This window comes from Embleya sp. NPDC056575, from assembly GCF_042793325.1.
GTDB lineage: Bacteria > Actinomycetota > Actinomycetes > Streptomycetales > Streptomycetaceae > Embleya.
On the sequence record NZ_JBHTVA010000087.1, the window covers coordinates 4,067 to 21,762 of the forward strand.

General features: G+C 71.1%; 12 protein-coding genes and 2 pseudogenes. 11 read left to right on the forward strand and 3 right to left on the reverse strand.

Going from position 1 to position 17,696, the window contains the following annotated elements; genetic code table 11:
• Nucleotides 1–109: 109 nt before the first annotated feature.
• The 5 genes from ACFRCG_RS42160 to ACFRCG_RS42180 all read left to right on the forward strand — a co-directional run bounded on the left by ACFRCG_RS42160 (nucleotide 110) and on the right by ACFRCG_RS42180 (nucleotide 5,662).
• The gene (locus ACFRCG_RS42160; protein WP_126638624.1) at nucleotides 110–442 is read left to right on the forward strand and encodes a TcmI family type II polyketide cyclase; all 333 of its coding nucleotides are present in this window, start codon (nucleotides 110–112) and stop codon (nucleotides 440–442) included.
• Nucleotides 443–495: 53 nt separating this feature from the next.
• A complete protein-coding gene (gene accD / locus ACFRCG_RS42165; RefSeq protein WP_380041602.1) occupies nucleotides 496–2,496 on the forward strand; it encodes an acetyl-CoA carboxylase, carboxyltransferase subunit beta in 2,001 nt (666 codons plus the stop codon).
• Nucleotides 2,493–3,119, forward strand: coding sequence for an acetyl-CoA carboxylase biotin carboxyl carrier protein (gene accB, locus ACFRCG_RS42170; RefSeq protein WP_380041604.1), 627 nt, complete (start codon nucleotides 2,493–2,495; stop codon nucleotides 3,117–3,119). Before accD ends, accB begins: the two co-directional genes overlap by 4 nt.
• Nucleotides 3,120–3,140: 21 nt before the next feature.
• Complete coding sequence (locus ACFRCG_RS42175) at nucleotides 3,141–4,529, forward strand: acetyl/propionyl/methylcrotonyl-CoA carboxylase subunit alpha (RefSeq protein ID WP_380041606.1); 1,389 nt, start codon at nucleotides 3,141–3,143, stop codon at nucleotides 4,527–4,529.
• A 71-nt stretch (nucleotides 4,530–4,600) separates the two neighbouring features.
• A complete protein-coding gene (locus ACFRCG_RS42180) occupies nucleotides 4,601–5,662 on the forward strand; it encodes a nitrous oxide reductase family maturation protein NosD (protein WP_380041608.1) in 1,062 nt (353 codons plus the stop codon).
• A 63-nt stretch (nucleotides 5,663–5,725) separates the two neighbouring features.
• On the opposite strand, the gene ACFRCG_RS42185 is transcribed toward ACFRCG_RS42180, so the two are convergent.
• Nucleotides 5,726–7,216: a multicopper oxidase family protein gene (locus ACFRCG_RS42185; protein WP_380041610.1), complete on the reverse strand. Its 1,491-nt coding sequence runs from the start codon at nucleotides 7,214–7,216 to the stop codon at nucleotides 5,726–5,728.
• Nucleotides 7,217–7,459: 243 nt separating this feature from the next.
• Here ACFRCG_RS42185 and ACFRCG_RS42190 point away from each other — a divergent pair, with 243 nt between their 5' ends.
• Nucleotides 7,460–7,783: a chaplin gene (locus ACFRCG_RS42190; protein ID WP_380041612.1), complete on the forward strand. Its 324-nt coding sequence runs from the start codon at nucleotides 7,460–7,462 to the stop codon at nucleotides 7,781–7,783.
• A gap of 154 nt (nucleotides 7,784–7,937) precedes the next feature.
• Here the strand turns inward: ACFRCG_RS42190 and ACFRCG_RS42195 are convergent, their stop codons facing one another.
• Nucleotides 7,938–8,747 carry an SAM-dependent methyltransferase gene (locus ACFRCG_RS42195; RefSeq protein ID WP_380041650.1) on the reverse strand — a complete coding sequence of 270 codons (810 nt, stop codon included), beginning with the start codon at nucleotides 8,745–8,747 and terminating at the stop codon, nucleotides 7,938–7,940.
• Between the two features lie 2,746 nt (nucleotides 8,748–11,493).
• Between ACFRCG_RS42195 and ACFRCG_RS42200 the strand changes: the two are divergent.
• The 5 genes and pseudogenes from ACFRCG_RS42200 to ACFRCG_RS42220 all read left to right on the forward strand — a co-directional run.
• Nucleotides 11,494–13,545, forward strand: a pseudogene (locus ACFRCG_RS42200) (glycosyl hydrolase family 18 protein); the annotation flags it as partial.
• 169 nt (nucleotides 13,546–13,714) lie between these two features.
• Nucleotides 13,715–14,077, forward strand: a pseudogene (locus ACFRCG_RS42205) (chitinase C-terminal domain-containing protein); the annotation flags it as partial.
• A 453-nt stretch (nucleotides 14,078–14,530) separates the two neighbouring features.
• Complete coding sequence (locus tag ACFRCG_RS42210) at nucleotides 14,531–14,755, forward strand: hypothetical protein (protein WP_380041652.1); 225 nt, start codon at nucleotides 14,531–14,533, stop codon at nucleotides 14,753–14,755.
• A 269-nt stretch (nucleotides 14,756–15,024) separates the two neighbouring features.
• The gene (locus ACFRCG_RS42215) at nucleotides 15,025–15,807 is read left to right on the forward strand and encodes a methyltransferase domain-containing protein (RefSeq protein WP_380041614.1); all 783 of its coding nucleotides are present in this window, start codon (nucleotides 15,025–15,027) and stop codon (nucleotides 15,805–15,807) included.
• 108 nt (nucleotides 15,808–15,915) lie between these two features.
• The gene (locus ACFRCG_RS42220; protein ID WP_380041616.1) at nucleotides 15,916–16,401 is read left to right on the forward strand and encodes a DUF1992 domain-containing protein; all 486 of its coding nucleotides are present in this window, start codon (nucleotides 15,916–15,918) and stop codon (nucleotides 16,399–16,401) included.
• Nucleotides 16,402–16,533: 132 nt separating this feature from the next.
• Here ACFRCG_RS42220 and ACFRCG_RS42225 read toward each other — a convergent pair whose 3' ends face one another.
• Nucleotides 16,534–17,403 carry a hypothetical protein gene (locus ACFRCG_RS42225; protein ID WP_380041618.1) on the reverse strand — a complete coding sequence of 290 codons (870 nt, stop codon included), beginning with the start codon at nucleotides 17,401–17,403 and terminating at the stop codon, nucleotides 16,534–16,536.
• Nucleotides 17,404–17,696: the final 293 nt, after the last annotated feature.

The following is a 17,696-nucleotide window of genomic DNA, read 5'->3' on the forward strand; positions in this document are numbered from 1 at the left end:
CGGGTGCACCCCCCGGCGCCGCCCCCCGCCGGGCCGCGCCCCCCCCCCGCGGGGGGGGCCGCGCGACTCGCGGCCCCACCGGCCCCACCCCTCGACAAGGACGGCACCCATGCACCGCACCCTGATCGTCGCCCGGATGAAGCCCGACTCGGCGACGCCGATCGCCGACATCTTCGCCGCCTCCGACACCGGCGAACTCCCGCACCTGGTCGGCGTCACCGGCCGCAGCCTGTTCCAGTTCGGCGACCTGTACCTGCACCTGATCGAGGCCGACCGGCCCCCCGGCCCCGCGGTCGCGAAGGTCGCCGGACACCCGGAGTTCCGCGACATCAGCGAACGGCTCTCGGCGCATGTGAACGCGTACGACCCGCAGACCTGGCGCTCGCCCCAGGACGCGATGGCCCGCGAGTTCTACCGCTGGGAGCGCGACGCGCAGCGGTGACGCCGCCGCCCGCCCACCCCGTCCAAGGCCCGACCGTCCAAGGACCTGAAGCCATGATCGAGACCCATCCGGGGCTCACCGTCGACAGCCGACCCGACTGGGTCAAGTGCGGACGCTGCGCCGAACTCGTATACGGCAAACGTTTCACCCGGGACCTGCGGGTGTGTCCCGACTGCGGCGAGCACGCGCGCCTGACGGCGCGTGAACGCCTGGACCAACTCCTCGATCCCGGCTCGGAGACCGCGCTGCGCGTCGACCCCACACCGCACGACCCGCTCGGCTTCGTCGACTCCCGCCCCTACCCGGAACGGCTGGATCGGGCGCGCGCGGAGACCGGTATGGACGAGGCCGCGGTGGGCGCGCGGGGCACCGTTCACGGGCAGCCGGTGGTGGTCGTCGCGATGGACTTCCGCTTCCTCGGCGGCAGTCTGGGCTGCGCCGTGGGCGCGCTGGTCACCGCCGCCGCCGACGAGAGCCTTCGGACGGGGATCCCGCTGCTGCTGATCACCGCCTCGGGCGGGGCGCGTATGCAGGAGGGCGTGCTGTCGCTGATGCAGATGGCCAAGACCGCGCACGCCCTGGCGGAACTGGACGAGGCGGGCGTGTTGGTGTTGTCGCTGATCACGGATCCCACGTACGGCGGGGTGGCCGCCTCGTTCGCGACGCTCGCGGACGTGATCCTGATCGAACCCGGCGCGCGGATGGGCTTCGCCGGGCCACGGGTGATCGAGCAGACCATCGGCGAACGGTTGCCCGAGGGGTTCCAGACCGCCGAATTCCTGCTCGAACACGGGATGGTCGACACGATCGTCGCGCGACCGGCGCTGCGCACGACATTGCGGTACTTCCTCGCGGTGGGCGGAGCGCGGGCGGGACGGCGGGACGGCGGGAACGACCCGCTCCCGAACGGGGTCGTGTCGGGTGGGAACGAGTCGGGGGCGAACGGCTCGACGTCGAACGGGGTCGCTCGGAACGGGTCCGCCGCGAACGGGCATGCGTGTCTTGGGCCGTCGCTCGGCGAGCTTGCGGGGGAGCCTGGGGAGACCTGGGAAGCCGTTCGGCTGGCCCGGCATGCGGGGCGCCCGACGATGCTCGACTACGCGAGCCGACTCCTGGAGGATTTCCACGAGTTGCACGGGGATCGAATCGGCGCCGACTGTCCCGCGATCGTGGGCGGCATCGGTCGGCTCGACGGTCGGCCGGTGATGCTGATCGGGCATCAGAAGGGCGGCGACAACCTCGCCGAGCGGCAACGCCGCAAGTTCGGCATGGCCACCCCGGCCGGCTTCCGCAAGGCGGCCCGGTTGATGCGGCTCGCCGCCAAACTCGGCCTGCCGGTGATCACCCTGGTCGACACGCCGGGAGCCAACCCCGGACCGGACGCCGAACGCGACGGCCAGGCCGTCGCCATCGCGGAGAACCTGCGGCTGATGGCCCGACTGGCCACCCCCATCGTCACGGTGATCACCGGCGAGGGCGGCAGCGGCGGCGCACTCGCGCTGGCCGTTGCCGACCGGGTGCTGATCGGCGAGCACGGCGTCTACTCGGTGATCAGCCCCGAGGGCTGCGCCGCCATCCTGTGGAAGGACCCGTCGGCGGCCCCCGCCGCGGCGGCGGCGCTCCGTATGGGGCCGCGCGACCTGCTGCGCCTCGGTGTGGTCGACCGGATCGTCCCCGAGCCGCCCGGCGGCGCCCACACCGACCCCGGCCGAGCCGCCACGCTGCTGCGCACGGCCCTGATCCCCGTCCTCGACGAACTCCTCGCCCTGAACCGCACCCGCCTCCTACGCGAACGCGGCGAACGTTTCCGGAGGTTCGGCGCCCCCGAGACCACCCGCGCCGAGGCCACCCGCGCCGAGGCCGTTCGCGCCGAGCACGCTCCGGCCGACTCTGTTCGTGCCGATTCCGTCCGTGCCGGCGCGGTCCGAGGCGACCGCGCTCCTACTCGCTCCGCCCGGGCCGAAGTTGGCCCGGGCGCGGCCGTGCGTGTCGAGACGGTCCGTGCGGAAGCAGTTCCCGTCGAAGTTGCCCCCGCCGAAGGAAGTGCCCGATGAGTTCGCCCCACGGAGCGTCCCAGACGCGCGACGCGCACGCCGATGATCGACCCGACCGCCACCCCGCCGGCTACGCCGACGAGCGCTGGGTCAGGCCGTTCGATCCCGCGCACGCGTCCGCGCATCCTCGGCCGGCCGCCCCCGAGGCGCCGGACCCGGTGCGGCCGGCGCCCGTGCCGCCGCGGTGGATCCGGCTGCGCTGCGGCGACACCAGCATCGAGATCGAATGGCCGGAGGCCGCCCCCTGCGGCGCCGCGCCCGCCGTTCCCGGCGCCGCGCCCGTCGCCGCCGTGCCCGGCGAGCGGTCGGCCGAGCCGGACGGCGGACGCCGCTACGTGTCGGCCCCGATGGTCGGCACCTTCTACCACGCTCCGGAGGTGGGCGCGAAGCCGTTCGTCAGCGTCGGCGACACCGTCCGCCCCGGTCAGACGGTGGGCATCCTCGAGGTCATGAAGATGATGAACACCATCACCGCCGAGGTGTCCGGGCTGGTGGCGGAGGTGCTGGTGGCCGACGCGCAACCGGTCGAGTACCAGGAGCCCCTGATCGTGATCGACACCGGCGGCGCCGATCCGGACGCGGGCGCCGACGACCGCCCCGGCGGCTCCCACAACCGGCACTGACGACGACCCGAGGTGGTCCCCGTGTTCTCGACCGTGCTCATCGCCAACCGCGGCGAAATCGCCCTGCGGGTCGCCCGCACCTGCCGCGAAATGGGCGTCCGCAGCGTGGCCGTGTACTCCACCGCGGACCGGGATTCCGCGGTGGTGCGCTTCGCGGACGAGGCCGTGCACATCGGTCCGCCGCCGGCCAGGTCCAGCTACCTCAACATGCCCGCGATCATCGAGGCGGCCCGGCGCACGGGGGCGGAGGCGATCCACCCCGGCTACGGATTCCTGTCCGAGGACCCCGACTTCGCCGAGATCTGCGAGGCGCACGGGATCACCTTCATCGGCCCGCCGCCGCAGGTGATGCAGCGGCTCGGCGACAAGAGCGAGGCGCGCACGGTGATGGCCGCGGCCGGACTGCCGGTACTCCCGGGCAGCGACGGCGCGTTGGGCTCGCCGATGGAGGCCGCCGAGATCGCCGCGCGGGTCGGCTATCCGGTGATCCTCAAGGCGGTGGCGGGCGGTGGCGGTCGCGGGATGAGCGTGGTGCGCGACCCGGACGAGCTGGCCTGGGCCTACCAGGACACCCGCGCCCGTGCGCGAGCCGTCTTCGGCGACGAACGGCTCTACCTGGAGCGCTACATCGACGGCGCCCGGCACGTCGAGGTACAGGTGTTGTGCGATGGCCGCGGCGGCGCCGTGCACCTGGGCGAGCGGGACTGCTCCGCGCAGCGCAGGCACCAGAAGCTGGTCGAGGAGTCGCCCGCCCCGAACCTGCCGGCCGAGACGCGCGAGGCGATGTGCGCGGCGGCGTTGCGCGGGGCGACGGCGGTCGGCTACGTGGGCGCGGGCACCTTCGAGTTCGTGGTCACGCCCGCGAACCGGTTCCACCTGCTGGAGATCAACTGCCGGATCCAGGTGGAGCATCCGGTCACCGAAATGGTCACCGGCGTGGACATCGTGCGCGAACAGCTCACCATCGCCGCCGGTGCGCCGCTGACGTTCGGTCAGGACGACGTGGTCCCGCGCGGGGTGGCGATCGAGTGCCGGATCAACGCCGAGGATCCGGCCCGGGGCTTCGCGCCCACGCCGGGCCGGTTGGCGGAGTTCGTGCCGCCCGGCGGTCCGTGCGTGCGGATCGACACGCACGCCTACCCGGGCTGGACGGTCGGTCCGGACTACGACTCGCTGCTCGCCAAGGCGATCGTCTGGGCACCCGACCGGGAGCGGGCCATCGCGCGCGCCGAGCGGGCTCTGGGCGAATTCCGGGTGGCCGGCGGCGGGGTGCACACCACGCTGGGCTTCCTGCGGCGACTGCTGGCGCACCCGGGTTTCCGGGCCGGCGAACACACCACGGACCTGGTGGACACGATGACCTCGGACGTCACCGAGCCCGCCTTGGTCGAGCCCGCACCGGTGCCGTGAGGGCCCGAGGCCCTGCGGCGCGACCCATTCCCCATACCCGTTCCCGCACAAGCGAAGGCGGATCAATTCCCATGCACTCCACGCACTCCATGCACGCACTGCCCGTACAGCGGCTGCTTCCCCTCGGCTGTGTCACCGCGCTCACGATCCTCGGCTCGGTGTTGGTGCCGACCGCGCAGGCGGAGACCCGGCACGTCGTCCATCCGGGCGAGTCGATCCAGGCGGCGGTGGACGCCGCCGCGCCCGGGGACACCATCGAGGTGGCGCCCGGTACGTACGCCGGCAGCGTTTTGGTCCGCACCGATCGGCTGACGATTCGCGGGGCGGGCGAGCGTACGGTGCTCACCCCGGGCGGGGCGGACGCGACGAACGGGTGCGCGGCGGCCGGGAACGGGCTGTGCGTGGTCGGCACGGCCGAGCGCCGGGTCGCGGACGTGTGGATCCAGTCGTTGACCGTCACCGGCTTCGCCAAGACCGGCGTGATGGGCAGCAACACCGAACGTATGCGGGTGCGCCGGGTGTTCGCGCATCACAACGGTGAACACGGGATCGGCCAGGAGAACTCGGTCCGGGGCGAACTCACCGACAACACCGCCGAGGACAACGGCCAGGCGGGGCTGTTCCTGGCGGACACCGACGACGCGATGGGCGCGAGCATCGCCCGCAACCACTCCGCCGGCAACCGGCTCGGCGTACTGATCCGGCGCGGGCGGGAGTTGGCGATCGAGCAGAACGAACTGACCGGGAACTGCGCCGGGGTGTTCGTCGTGGGCGACGACAAGGAGCCAGCCGCCGGGCCGCTGGCGATCAGGGGCAATCGCATCGACGAGAACAACAAGTATTGCCCGCCGAATCCGCGGCTGGCCTTCATCCAGGGTTCCGGGATCGTGCTCACCGGCGCCCGGGAGACGCAGGTGACGGACAATCAGGTGCGGGACAACCAGGGGGAGTCGCCGATGTCGGGCGGCATCGTGGTGATGCCCAGTCAGGCCGGGCGGCCGACCGTGGGCAATGTGATCCGGGGCAACGTGGTGACGGGCAACGCGCCGTCCGACCTGGCGTACCGGGTCACCGAGATCAACACGTTCGAGGCGAACGTGTGTGAGCGGTCCGAGCCCGCCGGGCACTGCTGACGGGTTGTCGGGAGCAGGTAAACCCACCCGGGCCGGAGGCGCGTCGCGTGTCGTCGGCCCGGGTCAGGGTTGTTCGGGGGCCATGCCGGACATGCCCGGGTCCGGCGGGTCGTCACCGTAGCCCAGGGTGGTCATCATGCCCTGCTCGCTGTGGTAGACGTTGTGGCAGTGCAGCATCCACTCGCCGGGATTGTCGGTGAACACGTCGACGGCGACGGTCTTCCCGGGGAGTACCACCACGGTGTCCTTGCGCGGTCCGCGGCCCTTGGATCGACGCACCTGGAAGGTGTGCCCGTGCAGGTGGACGGGGTGCCACATCCGGGTCCGGTTGGTGAACGACAACCGCAGCCGTTCGCCGGCGACGACCGGTACCCGGGGCAACTTCTCGTCGGGTGTTTCGGCGGCGGCGATCCACGCCCTGCCTCGTGCGCCCGTGTTGTTGAGCACGAGGCCCACCTCGCGGGCGGGCCCGTCGCCCGGGTCGACCGACGGGTCGGCGCTCAGATCGGCGAGGTCGAGCACTCGGCGATCCAGTTCCGGGACGTCGACCGAGGCCGGCGGGGCGTCGCCGGTCGAGGTGCGGACCACCGCGAAGGCCCTGGCGTTCTTCCCCTCCGCGGCGGCGACCAGCGGGAACACGCCGTCGTCGAGGGTGACCAGCACGTCGTAGCGCTCGCCCATCCCGATCAGCAGCGTGTCCACCCGCACCGGCAGCACCGGGAAGCCGTCGGTGTGGGTGACGGTCAGCCGGTGGCCGCCCAACGCGACCCGGAACGCCGTGTCCGCCCCGGCGTTGATCAGGCGCAGGCGGACCCGCCGGCCCGGCGCCTCCTCGAATACCGTCGGGGTCTGCGCGGTACGGCCGTTGATCAGGTAGTGCGGGTAGGCGATGTGGCCGCCGGGGCCGCCGAGCAGGGTGCTGCGCAGGGGTTGCGCGGGCCGCGCGCCGGCGTTCAGCTCGCCCAGCACCGCGTCCGGGTCGGTGCCGGTGCCGTCGATCCAGTCGTCGAGTACGACGGTCCACTCCGCGTCGTAGGACAGCGGCTCGGCGGGATCCTCGACCACCAGCGCGCCGTAGAGGGCGCGGTCGATTTGGGTGCCCACGTGCGAGTGGTAGAAGTACGTGCCCGGGTCGGGTGCGACGAAGCGGTAGTCGAAGCCGCCGCCCGCCGGAACCGGGGCCTGGCTGAACCCGGGGGCGCCGTCCATCCGCTGATCGACCCGTACCCCGTGCCAGTGGACCGTGGTGTCCTGCGGGAGGTCGTTGCGCAGGTCCGCGGCCACGGTGGCGCCGGCCGCGACGCGGATCTCCGGGCCGGGGACGCGGTCGCCGAACCCCCAGGTGGCCACCTCGCGCGCGCCCAGGTCGACCGTGGTCGGCGCGGCTGTGAGCGCGACCGCCACATCGGCGGCCGAGCCGGCGCGGGAAACGGGCGCGAGGGTCGCGGGGGCACCGGCGCCGAAGCGGGTACCGGTGCCGGCGGCGAGCAGCGCGGCGGTGCCGGCCGTACCGAGCAGCAGCGAGCGGCGGGTGGGGTGGGAGGGGACAGGCAACGGTGCGGCCCTGCTTCCTGAGGTCGGCTCGCGATGGGGCGTCGCCCACCGGGGTGCCGGCGGGATCCGACGCCAGTACCCCGCCCCGGTCCGGCGAACACGCCCTGGCGCCGGGCCACTCCGTCGGCCGCGATCCGTGCCGCCGGTCGGGTGAACGAGCGCAAACGCCAGTTGCCTCCCGGGATTCCCCTCGTTGCACCGGTCGATCGCGCCACCCGCGGCGCCATCCGAAACGGAGATCACATGTACACGTTCAAGAAGTCGGCCTCCGTGGCCGCCGGTGTCGCAGCCCTCGTCATGGCCGGTGCCGGCGTCGCCAGCGCCGGGTCCGAGGCGAACGGCGCGGCGGTCGGCTCGCCCGGCGTGTTGTCCGGCAACAACATCCAGGTCCCGATCCACGTGCCGATCAACATCTGCGGCAACAGCATCAACATCATCGGGCTGCTCAACCCGGCGATCGGCAACGTCTGCGCGAACGTCGACGGCAACGACGACAAGCACGGCATGCACGAGGCGCCGCACCACGGTGAGCACCACGAGGCCCCGCACCACGGCCAGCACGGCTGATTCGAGGTTCGTGCCGTCCGTCCTCCCCTGACGGCGCGTGACACCGCAGTACCGGCGGCCCCTCGATGCGGACGGATCCGAGGGGCCGCCACACGCGGCCGGTGGCGGCGCTCCCCCTGCGGCGCGGCCCCGGCTTCGTCGTGTGCACGACGGGCTACGGTTTGCGGCCCACCGCGCCCCACATGGCCACCTCGGGGGCGCGGACCCCGGTATCCGGCCGCCAGTGCGAACAGGTGACGACACCCGGTTCGAGCAGTTCCAGGCCGTCGAAGAAGCGGGCGATGCCCTCCGGTGAGCGCTGCTTGAGCTTGGGCGTGCCGTGCTCGTTCCAGAACGCCACCGCGTCGTCCACGTCCGGCGGCGCCGGCGGACTGGTGACCGTGTGGGACAGCGCGAGATGGCTGCCGGACGGAAGCGCGTCCAGGAGGCGGCGTACCGTGCCGTAGGCCTCGTCGTCGTCGTTCACGAAGATGATCACGCCGAGCAGGACCAGGGCGATGGGTTGGTCGAAGTCGAGGGTCTTCGACGCCCGGGCCAGGATCTCGTCGACATCGCGCAGATCGGCGTCGATGTAGCGGGTGGCCCCCTCCGGACTGCTGGTCAACAGCGCCCGGGCGTGCACCAGCACCAGGGGATCGTTGTCGACGTAGACGATGCGGGACTCCGGCGCCACGCTCTGCGCGATCTCGTGGGTGTTCCCGGCCGTCGGCAGTCCGGTGCCGATGTCGAGGAACTGCCGGATGCCCTGATCACGGGCCAGGTAGCGGATCGCCCGACCGAGGAACTGCCGGTCGGCGAGGGCGTAATCGCGGGTGCCGGGGTGAATCGCGGCGATCTGATCGCCGGTCTCCCGGTCCACGGGATAGTTGTCCTTGCCGCCCAGCCAGTAGTTCCACACCCGGGCGGTATGGGCCACCTCGGTGTCGATCTTCCGCTCTGGTAAAGCCGATTCGGCTTCGGGCATGAACTCGGCCACGAACTCTCAACTCCGGATGCCGTGTGGGGTGGTCCAGGCCAATCTAGGGGCCGTTCGACCCGAGGCGGCAGGCGTGGCGGTGAATCTTCCGTCACGGTCGGCAAAGTTTTTCGGGCGGCGGCGGAACGACCCGTTTCGGTACGGCTGTTCGGCGCCGATCCGACGGGGGTGTTCAGTACCCGGGCAGTCGATGTCGAGCGCCTTCCCATACCCTCCTTCGGTCGTTATCTCGACAAGGAGAGGTTCGGAAATGGTTCGGATTCGTCTCGGCGCGCAGCTACGCGCGTCGACCTTATGGGCCCGTCGACGCGGCAAACACTCGCGACTGGTGGCCGCCGGCGCGCTGGGCGCGCTGTTACTGGGCCCGCAGATGGTGCCGCCGGCGATGGCGGCACCGACGGCGGAGATCGGGACCATGGTGGTGCCCGATCGGTTCGTCACCTGGAACATGCAGGGCCGCTCCGGCGACGGGACGAATACGTCCAAATGGCCCGTGGTGGACGGGTTGAAGGGCGATGCGGACATCATCGCGCTGCAAGAGGTCGGAACCGAAAAGCCCGACGGTGGGGTGCTTCTGAATCGCTACCGAAACTATGAGGAGGGGGAACTGGGCGATGCGGTCGACGTCCCCGAGGACGCCGACGATGGGGCCGAGAACAATGGCCCCAATCGGCTGCCGCCGCTCAGATATGACCTGACCGAGACCAAGGTGGGCCGCGACGGGGGTCGCAATTCAGGCTATCTGTACTTCCTGAAGATCCACCCGCTCCAGAGGAGCGCCGTCGAGCGGATCAACCCGCGAGGCGTTCGGACCTCGATGGCGATCTGGTCGAGACAAGAGGCCGACGGGTTCGGCGCCGTCTTCGACCCGGCCCGCGACCGCAGCCGGCCCGCACTCGGTCTGCGTTTCGGCGACAACTGGGTGTTCAATGTGCACACCGCTTCCATTCGCAGCGAACGCACGCCCAATCCGCATGCCTTGGGCCTGCTCGGGGCCATCCGTGCGGGCGTAGGGGACGACAACTGGGCCGTCCTCGGCGACTTCAACAGTCTTGCGGACACATTTCCGGAGAATCAGGGCAGCCGACTCTTCGCTCGCCAGGGCGGCATAGCCACGAACCCGGCGCAGATGACCCATCGCTCGGGGTACCCGCTGGACTTCATGGTCGTGCCCCAGCTGCACGGCGATGTGAACGTGTCCGTGGGCAACGACATCGGCTCGGATCATTTTCCGGTCCGCATCGCACCGGCGGGCCCGGTGGACTGCGCCAGATGGAACCACATCACGCGCTATCGGGCCGCCGGTGTTCGCAACGAGGCGTCCGGCCCCCGAGTGGGCGCGGCGGACGCCGAGGATCCGGGCTGCTCGACCAACGAACGACCCACCGCCGCGGTATCGATGGGGGACAGTTACATCTCCGGTGAGGCCGGCCGCTGGGCCGGCAACGCGGATACCGAGGCCGCCGGGTACTGGGGTACCGACCGGGGCGACTCCGTGTACGGCGACACCAAGTACGACGGCGGCAACGGTTGTGAGCGCTCGGACGTCGCCGAGATCAACAGCGCGGCCTTGGCCGTGGATCGCCGGATCAATCTGGCCTGTTCCGGCGCCGAAACCAGGAATGTGCTCACCGACGAGTTCAAGGGTGAGCGGCCCCAGGTGGAGCGACTGGCCGAGGTGGCCAGAGAGAGTCGGGTCGAGCTGATCGTGGTCTCGATCGGCGGCAACGACCTGAAATTCGCCGACATCCTGAAGAGTTGCGGCTGGGCGTTCTTCAACCTCGGGCCCAATTGTGAGAATCGCGGGACCACCGGCTGGGAGAAGGCTCTCGAATCCGCGCTGCCCGACACGCAGCAGAAGGTCTCGGCGACACTCGCGGCGATTCGCGACGTGATGCGCCGGGCCGGACAGTCGGACACCTCGTATCGCCTGGTGCTCCAGTCCTACCCGACGCCGCTGCCCCGGGCCGCGGACAACCGGTACGAGAACTCCATCAAGCCGCGCTACTCACAGGGCGGTTGCCCGTTCACCGACGCCGCCTCGGATTGGGCGGTCGAGTCGGTGGTGCCGCGGATCACCGAAATGTTGCTTGCGGCGGCGACCGGCGCCGACGCCGAATTCCTGGACCTGACGAAGGCGTTCGCCGGACACGAGTTGTGTGCCGAGAACTCCCGCCAGGCCGACGCCAACGGTGTGGTCGGGGCCGAGGCCGAGTGGGTTCGCTGGGTTCCCTACCTCGCGGGTGCGCCGATCCCGGAGCCGCACCGGCAGGGCGACTACCGTGAGGCGGTGCACCCGAACGCCTATGGCCAGCGGGCGATCGGTGCGTGTCTGACCAGGATGGTCGGCCAGATGCCCGTCGTGGGCAAACGCGAATTCCACTGCACCAACACCCCGGGCAAGGGCCCGGAGGCAATGACCGGCGAATTCGTTCAGCAGAGCCTCATGGAGGAGGGCTGGGTCCGTCTGCGCAACGTCGAGACCGGCGAACTACTGCGCCCGTACGAGCCCGGCTCCAAGTGGGTGGTCACCGGTCCGGCCGGCCAGGCCGGTCAGGAGTGGTACCTGACCAACACCGCGCCCGGCTGGGTGACGCTGCGGAGCAACCTCGACAACCATTTGCGCGGTGACGGCGGTGCGTCCTGGCAATGGATGGCGCTCGGTGAGCCGATGGATTTCTACTTCTCGGCCGATGCGCTCGGCGGCGCCCGGCAATTGAAGTACGTGGACATCATGGAAGGCCTGCCCGCCACGTTCTGCGTGGCGCACAGCAGCACGCGGCCCACCCACTGGGCGAGTGGGGATCCGTGCGGCGATGCCGAGGACCAGCGCTGGTGGATCGAGCGGGTCGGCGCCTCGCCGCCCGCGCCTCCGCCTCCGCTGGAGCGCGCCACCACCTGGACCCGGGTCGTCGATCGTGGGCTGGTCACCAACCGGGTCAGCACCAAGTGCATCGACGTGGACACCCGGGACGCCGAGGGGCGGCGTGACGGAGGTCGGATCCACCAGTGGGGGTGTGGCGGCTGGGACAACCAGCAGTGGGATCTGCGGCCGCGACATGGTGACGGATCGATGGAGATGGTCAGTCGCTACAGCGGCAAGTGCCTGGACCTGGACGTGGGTTCCGGACGGATCCAGCAGTGGGGCTGCGGTGGGAGCAACAACCAGCAGTGGTTCCCCGACGGTGAGCAGTTCCGCAACAAGCACTCCAACACGTGCCTGGCGGCGCGCGACGGTGCCGACGGCAGCGAGCTGACCATGGGTCCGTGCCAGACCTCCCCGGTGTGGGACGGCGACGCCGGCGACCCCTTCGACGCGGGTGACGGACGTTTCGACGACGGCGGCGCGCGACCGGCCCGACCGGCCGATCAGGCGGCGTGCCGACCGGACGGGATGCAGCCGACGCAGGGCGTGGCGACGCGCTATTGCGACGTGTACCAGGGCGACGGGCGCGAATGGCTCGGCCAGGACCGCAGCCGGCGGGTGGTCGGCTACTTCACCTCCTGGCGCACCGGGGCCGACAACTCCCCGCGCTACCTGGTGAAGAACATCCCCTGGAACAAGGTCACCCACGTCAACTACGCCTTCGCGAAGGTGGAGAACAACCGGATCTCGGTCGGCGACGTGAACGACCCGAACAACGCGTCGACCGGGATGACCTGGCCCGGGGTGACCGGTGCCGAGATGGACCCGGCGCTGCCGTACAAGGGTCACTTCAACCTGCTCACCCGCTACAAGCGCGACCATCCCCGGGTGAAGACGCTGATCTCCGTGGGCGGTTGGGCCGAGTCGCGCGGCTTCTACCGGATGACGACGAACGAGGACGGGACGGTCGACCAGCCGGCCATCGACACGTTCGCCGACTCGGTCACCGAATTCCTGGCCCGTTACGGGTTCGACGGGGTCGACATCGACTACGAATACCCGTCGGCGCTACCGCAGTCCGGCAACCCGGAGGACTGGCCGGTCTCCGACCCGGTGCGCGGTGGGCTGAACAAGGGCTACGACGCGCTGATGAAGACGCTGCGGGAGCGGCTGGACAGGTCGGGCGCCGACCGCGGTCGATACCTGCTGCTCACCTCCGCGGCGTCCTCGTCGGGCTACCTGGTGCGCGGTCAGGAGAACCAACCCGCGCTTCAGTACCAGGACTTCATCAATGTGATGTCCTACGACCTGCACGGCTCGTGGAACTCGTTCGTGGGCCCGCAGGCACCGCTGTACGACGACGGGCGGGACGCGGAACTGGCCGCCGCCGGGATCTACAACGACCAGGACCCGAATACGAAGGACTTCCAGAAGAACGGCTACTTCAACGTCGACTGGTCCTACCACTACTACCGGGGCGCGCTCCCACCCGGCCGGATCAACCTGGGCATGCCGTATTACACGCGCGGCTGGAAGGACGTACAGGGCGGCACCGACGGGCTGTGGGGCAGTTCGGTGAAGACGGACCAGGGCGCCTGTTCGCCCGGGACCGGCGACAACGGCGGCAAGAGCAAGTGCGGTTCCGGCGCGATCGGGATCGACAACCTGTGGCACGACACCGACCGGGGTCGCGAGGTGGCGGCGGGCTCCAACCCGCTGTGGCACGCGAAGAACCTGGAGAACAACATCCAGCCCCGCTACATGGGCCGCTATGGGCTCACCCCGGACCGGGACGCGGACGACCGCATGTCCGGTACGTACGCCCGCAAGTGGGACGACACGTTGAAGGCGTCCTGGTTGTGGAACGCGGAGAAGCGGGTGTTCCTGTCCACCGAGGACGAACAGTCCGTCGATACCAAGATCCAATACGTCAAGGACAACGGTATCGGCGGGGTGATGTTGTGGGAGATGGCCGGCGACTACGCGCGGCGCGACAACGGCGAGTACGGCATGGGGTACGACCTGACCAGCCGGATCGACGGGGCGCTGCGGGGCACCTCCGGCTACGGTGACACGCGCGGGACGGCCGATGCCGCCGCAAAGCGTGGACGTGAAGGTGCGGTTGGTCGACTATCCGAGTACCGAGATGTATCCGATGCAGCCCAAGCTGCGGGTCACCAACGACTCGGCGGTCACGCTCGCCCAGGGCACCGAGATCGCGTTCGACATCCCCACGTCGACGCCGCCGGTGCTCAAGGACGACAACTACCAGGAGATGCCGATCATCCAACCCGGGCGCAGCGGGCCCAACGTCGGGGGCCTCGGCGCCGACTTCCACCGGGTCACCGTCAAGCTGGAGAAGTGCCAGGACATCCCGCCGGGCAAGAGCCTGGACATCGGGATCAAGTACTACCTGCCGATCACCGGGCCGGCGAACGTCACGGTGAAGGTGGGGGATCGGGAGTTCGGCGTCACCACGGAGAACCGGCGCGCCGTCACCGGCGTGCAGCCGCCCGAGCCCGAGGCGGGCACCTGCTCGGCCCCGGAGTGGAAGTCGGGCACCGCGTACAGCCCGACCGGCGGGCGGTTGTGGGCGCCCTGGAACAAGGGTGCCAAGGGCTGGCAGTTCGAGTATCAGGGCAAGCTCATGGACCACTACCCGGACCAGTCCCGGGTGCACCTGATCGAGCCGATCGAGAGCAACGACAACCAGTACTGGCAGGTCACCGACGCGGGTGGGGGCTGGTATCGGATCGTCAACGGGGACCGCTGCCTGACCGCCACCACCGCGGGGCAGGACCTGTCCACCACCGGGTGTGACGGTAGTGATCGGCAGAAGTGGCGGTTCGTCCCGGTCGACCCGCGAACGGGAGCGGAGGGCACGCCCGGCGGTCCCGCGCACGGTGTGGCGGCCAAGTTGCGTTCGGCGAGCGGGTTCGACGCCGAGGCGCAGAACGGCAGCGCGGAGCGCGAGACGCACGTCCTGGCGGGTGATCCCGCCGGTTCGTCGGCGGCGTTCGTGTCCTGGCAGGGCTACTTCTGGTACGCCCAGTGGTACACCACGGTCGAACCCGGACTGGCCGAGCCCAACGGCGGCCGGCCGTGGCGACGGCTGGGGGCGACGCCCTGAGCGGGGTGAGCAGTAGCTGACCTCGCGTCAGCCGGCGATTCGGGCCCGGGTCGAAGTCTCTCCGACCCGGGCCCTTCCGAGCCGCGTCTCGCGCCGGCCCGGGCTCGCGGGCCTGGCTTGTTCGGGTGGGTCGATGGGTGTTGATGACCTTCGGGCGAACGATAGCCGTCCATTGGCCGACATGACGCGATTGCACCCGCGGATGCCCCCAGACTGCCACCGCCGACCGGTCGTGGTCGGGGGCGGGACCGTGGACGAGCGAGGAAACCGTGGCAGACGAAACCATGGACGAGGTGCGTGCCGGGGTGCACGCGACCTATGTGGCGGCGGCGAACACCGTGCTGGCCGGGGGCAGTGTGACCAGCGAATTCTGCTGTGACGGCAGTGGGGTGGGGGTCGGCCGGGGGTTCGGGGCGGGGCGGTACCGCGCGGAGGAGTTGCGGTGCCTGCCCGGGGCGGCGTCGGCCGCGAGCCTGGGGTGCGGCAATCCCGCCGCGGCGGCGGACCCGGTCGAGGGCGAGCGGGTGCTCGATCTCGGCTCGGGCGGCGGCATCGACGTACTGCTTTCGGCCCGACTGGTGGGGCCGAAGGGGCGGGTGTACGGGCTCGATCTGCTCGACGAGATGCTGGAGTTGGCCCGGGCGAACGCGCGGCGCGCCGGGGTGGACAACGTCGAGTTCCTGAAGGGCTCGATCGAGGCGGTGCCGCTGCCGGCCGCGACGGTCGACGTGGTGATCTCGAACTGTGTGATCGGTCTGGCGGTGGACAAGGGCGCGGTGTTCGCGGAGGCGTTTCGGGTGCTGCGCCCCGGCGGCCGGTTCGCCGTGTGTGACGTGGTGGCCGGCGAGGGGCTGACGATCGAGGAGCAGACCGCGCGCGGGTCGTTCGCCGGATGTCTGGCCGGGGCGTTGGCGGCGAGCGAGTATCGGGCCGGGCTACGGGCGGCCGGGTTCATCCGGATCACCGTCGAGCCCTCGCACGAGATCACCGACGGGATGCGGTCGGCGATCGTTCGGGCCGACAAACCGAAGGTGTGCTCCTGCGACCGGTGACCTCGGGGTCGGCGGTGGGATCGGGGGTGTGGCCCGCCGCCTCCCGGTCGGTGGAGCGGTGCGGCATGCTGGAGGGGAACCGACGTCGTCGTGCGGAGGAGGAGTTCCGTGACCGAGCGCAAGCCGCCCGAGGTTCCGTTCGACTCGTGGGTGGATCGGCAGATCGACGCCGCCGCCGCGCGGGGCGAGTTCGACGACCTGCCCGGGGCCGGCAAACCGTTGGCCGCGATCGACGCGCCCTACGACGAGCTGTGGTGGGTGCGCCGCAAGATGCAGAGCGAGGGCATCTCGGTACTGCCGCCGACCCTGGCGCTCCGCAAGGAGGCCGAGGACACGATGGCGGCGATCGAGCGGGCCCGCTCGGAGCGTGAGGTCCGGCGTATGGTCACGGAGATCAACGCCAAGATCGTCGCCGCGTTGCGGATGCCGCCGCCCGGGCCGGTGCTGGGCCTTCGGCCGTTCGACGAGGAGGAGGTCGTCGCCCGGTGGCGGGCGGCGCGGCCGGAGCCGGCGGCGCCGGCGAATCCGGTGGATACGGACACGCGTCGGCGTGGGTGGTCGCGGTGGCGGCCCTGGCGGCGTCGGGCGGGGTAGGCGCGGGGCGGGTCCGTCGGCGGGTCGGCGTTCGGCCGGGACGGAGACCGCCGGCTCGACGTGGCCCCGGTGGTGCCGAGGTGGGTCGTCGAGCCGGCGATCGTCCGGAGAACCGGGCGGACCCGGGGTGGTTCAGGCCGCGGGGCCGGTGAACAGGCCGCGACCGGTCTTGACCGCGCGTCCGGCCTTGACCAGACCCTCGGTCGAGGTGCGCACGCTCTCCATGCGGCTCTTGGTGGCGACCTCGCCGAGGGCCTCGGTGAGCTGACGCACGTTCATCGGCTCGCCGGTGCCCGCCAACAGCGCGGCGATCTCGTCGCGCAGGTGGGAACGGACCGGACGGGCCGCCGGCGCCGCCGCGGGTGCGGGGGCTTCCGTGGCCTTGGCCTTGGCGGCCGGGGTCGCCTTGGCGGCCTTGGTCGCGGTGCCCGCCTTGGCGGTGGTCCGCTTGGTGGCGCTCGGCTTGGCGGTGGCCGGCTTGGCGGCGGTCGCCTTCGCCGCGGCGCCGGCCTTGGTGCGGGTGGACTTCCTGGCCGCGGGCTTGCCGGCCGGAGCCTTGCGGGCGGAGGCGGACTGTATCCGCGTCTGCTCCGCCACCGCCGCGACCGCCTGCTTCTTGCGGCGCGGGGCCGGAACGGTCGCCGCCGGGGTCTCCGGAGCGGCCGGTTCGGGCGCCGCCTCGACGACCGGCTCGGGCGAGGCGGTGGCCTCGGCCTCGGGCGCGGCCTCCACGGCGGGTTCGGCCTCGGGCGCGGGTTCGGCCTCGGGCGCCGGAGCGACCTCGGCCTCGGCGACCGGCTCCGCCGCGGCCTCCTCGGCCGGGGCCGGCGCCGACGCGGTCAGCGGGCGAATCAGCGCCAGTTGTTCCACCGCGCTCAGCCGAGCGGCCAACTGGGCCTCGACCAGGGCCAGTTCCTCTTGCAGCCGGTCCCGTTGCCCGGCCAGTTCCGTGGCCTCCTTTTCCAATGCAATTCTCAGTTCGTCAACCGACGATGCGACCATCCGGCGACTCCTTTTCGTGGTTCGGCAATCGGGTCGGGGCAGTCGCGATCCGGCGGACCGGAGCACGTTGTTCCCCTTCGGCGGGCGGGGGCATCCCACCCGCGCTGGGTCCATGATCGCCCGTTCCGCGCGTGACATGCACCAAAACACGTTTCCGCGTGCGGAATTGCCCGAAGAAAGCTTGGATCGGCCGCTCTGTGTGCGGTGTTGCGGACGGGTTGTGACATGGGAAACGGGATTCGGGGGTTTCGGGGCGGGGTCGAGGCCCGGAATCGGCAGTGCCGATGTGCTGT

Bases quoted from the DNA above. Each gene is read 5' to 3' on its own strand.
- ACFRCG_RS42160 (WP_126638624.1), top strand. From the start codon at position 110: ATGCACCGCACCCTGATCGTCGCCCGGATGAAGCCCGACTCGGCGACG.
- accD (WP_380041602.1), top strand. From the start codon at position 496: ATGATCGAGACCCATCCGGGGCTCACCGTCGACAGCCGACCCGACTGG.
- accB (WP_380041604.1), top strand. From the start codon at position 2,493: ATGAGTTCGCCCCACGGAGCGTCCCAGACGCGCGACGCGCACGCCGAT.
- ACFRCG_RS42180 (WP_380041608.1), top strand. From the start codon at position 4,601: ATGCACTCCACGCACTCCATGCACGCACTGCCCGTACAGCGGCTGCTT.
- ACFRCG_RS42190 (WP_380041612.1), top strand. From the start codon at position 7,460: ATGTACACGTTCAAGAAGTCGGCCTCCGTGGCCGCCGGTGTCGCAGCC.
- ACFRCG_RS42195 (WP_380041650.1), bottom strand. From the start codon at position 8,747: ATGCCCGAAGCCGAATCGGCTTTACCAGAGCGGAAGATCGACACCGAG.
- ACFRCG_RS42225 (WP_380041618.1), bottom strand. From the start codon at position 17,403: ATGGTCGCATCGTCGGTTGACGAACTGAGAATTGCATTGGAAAAGGAG.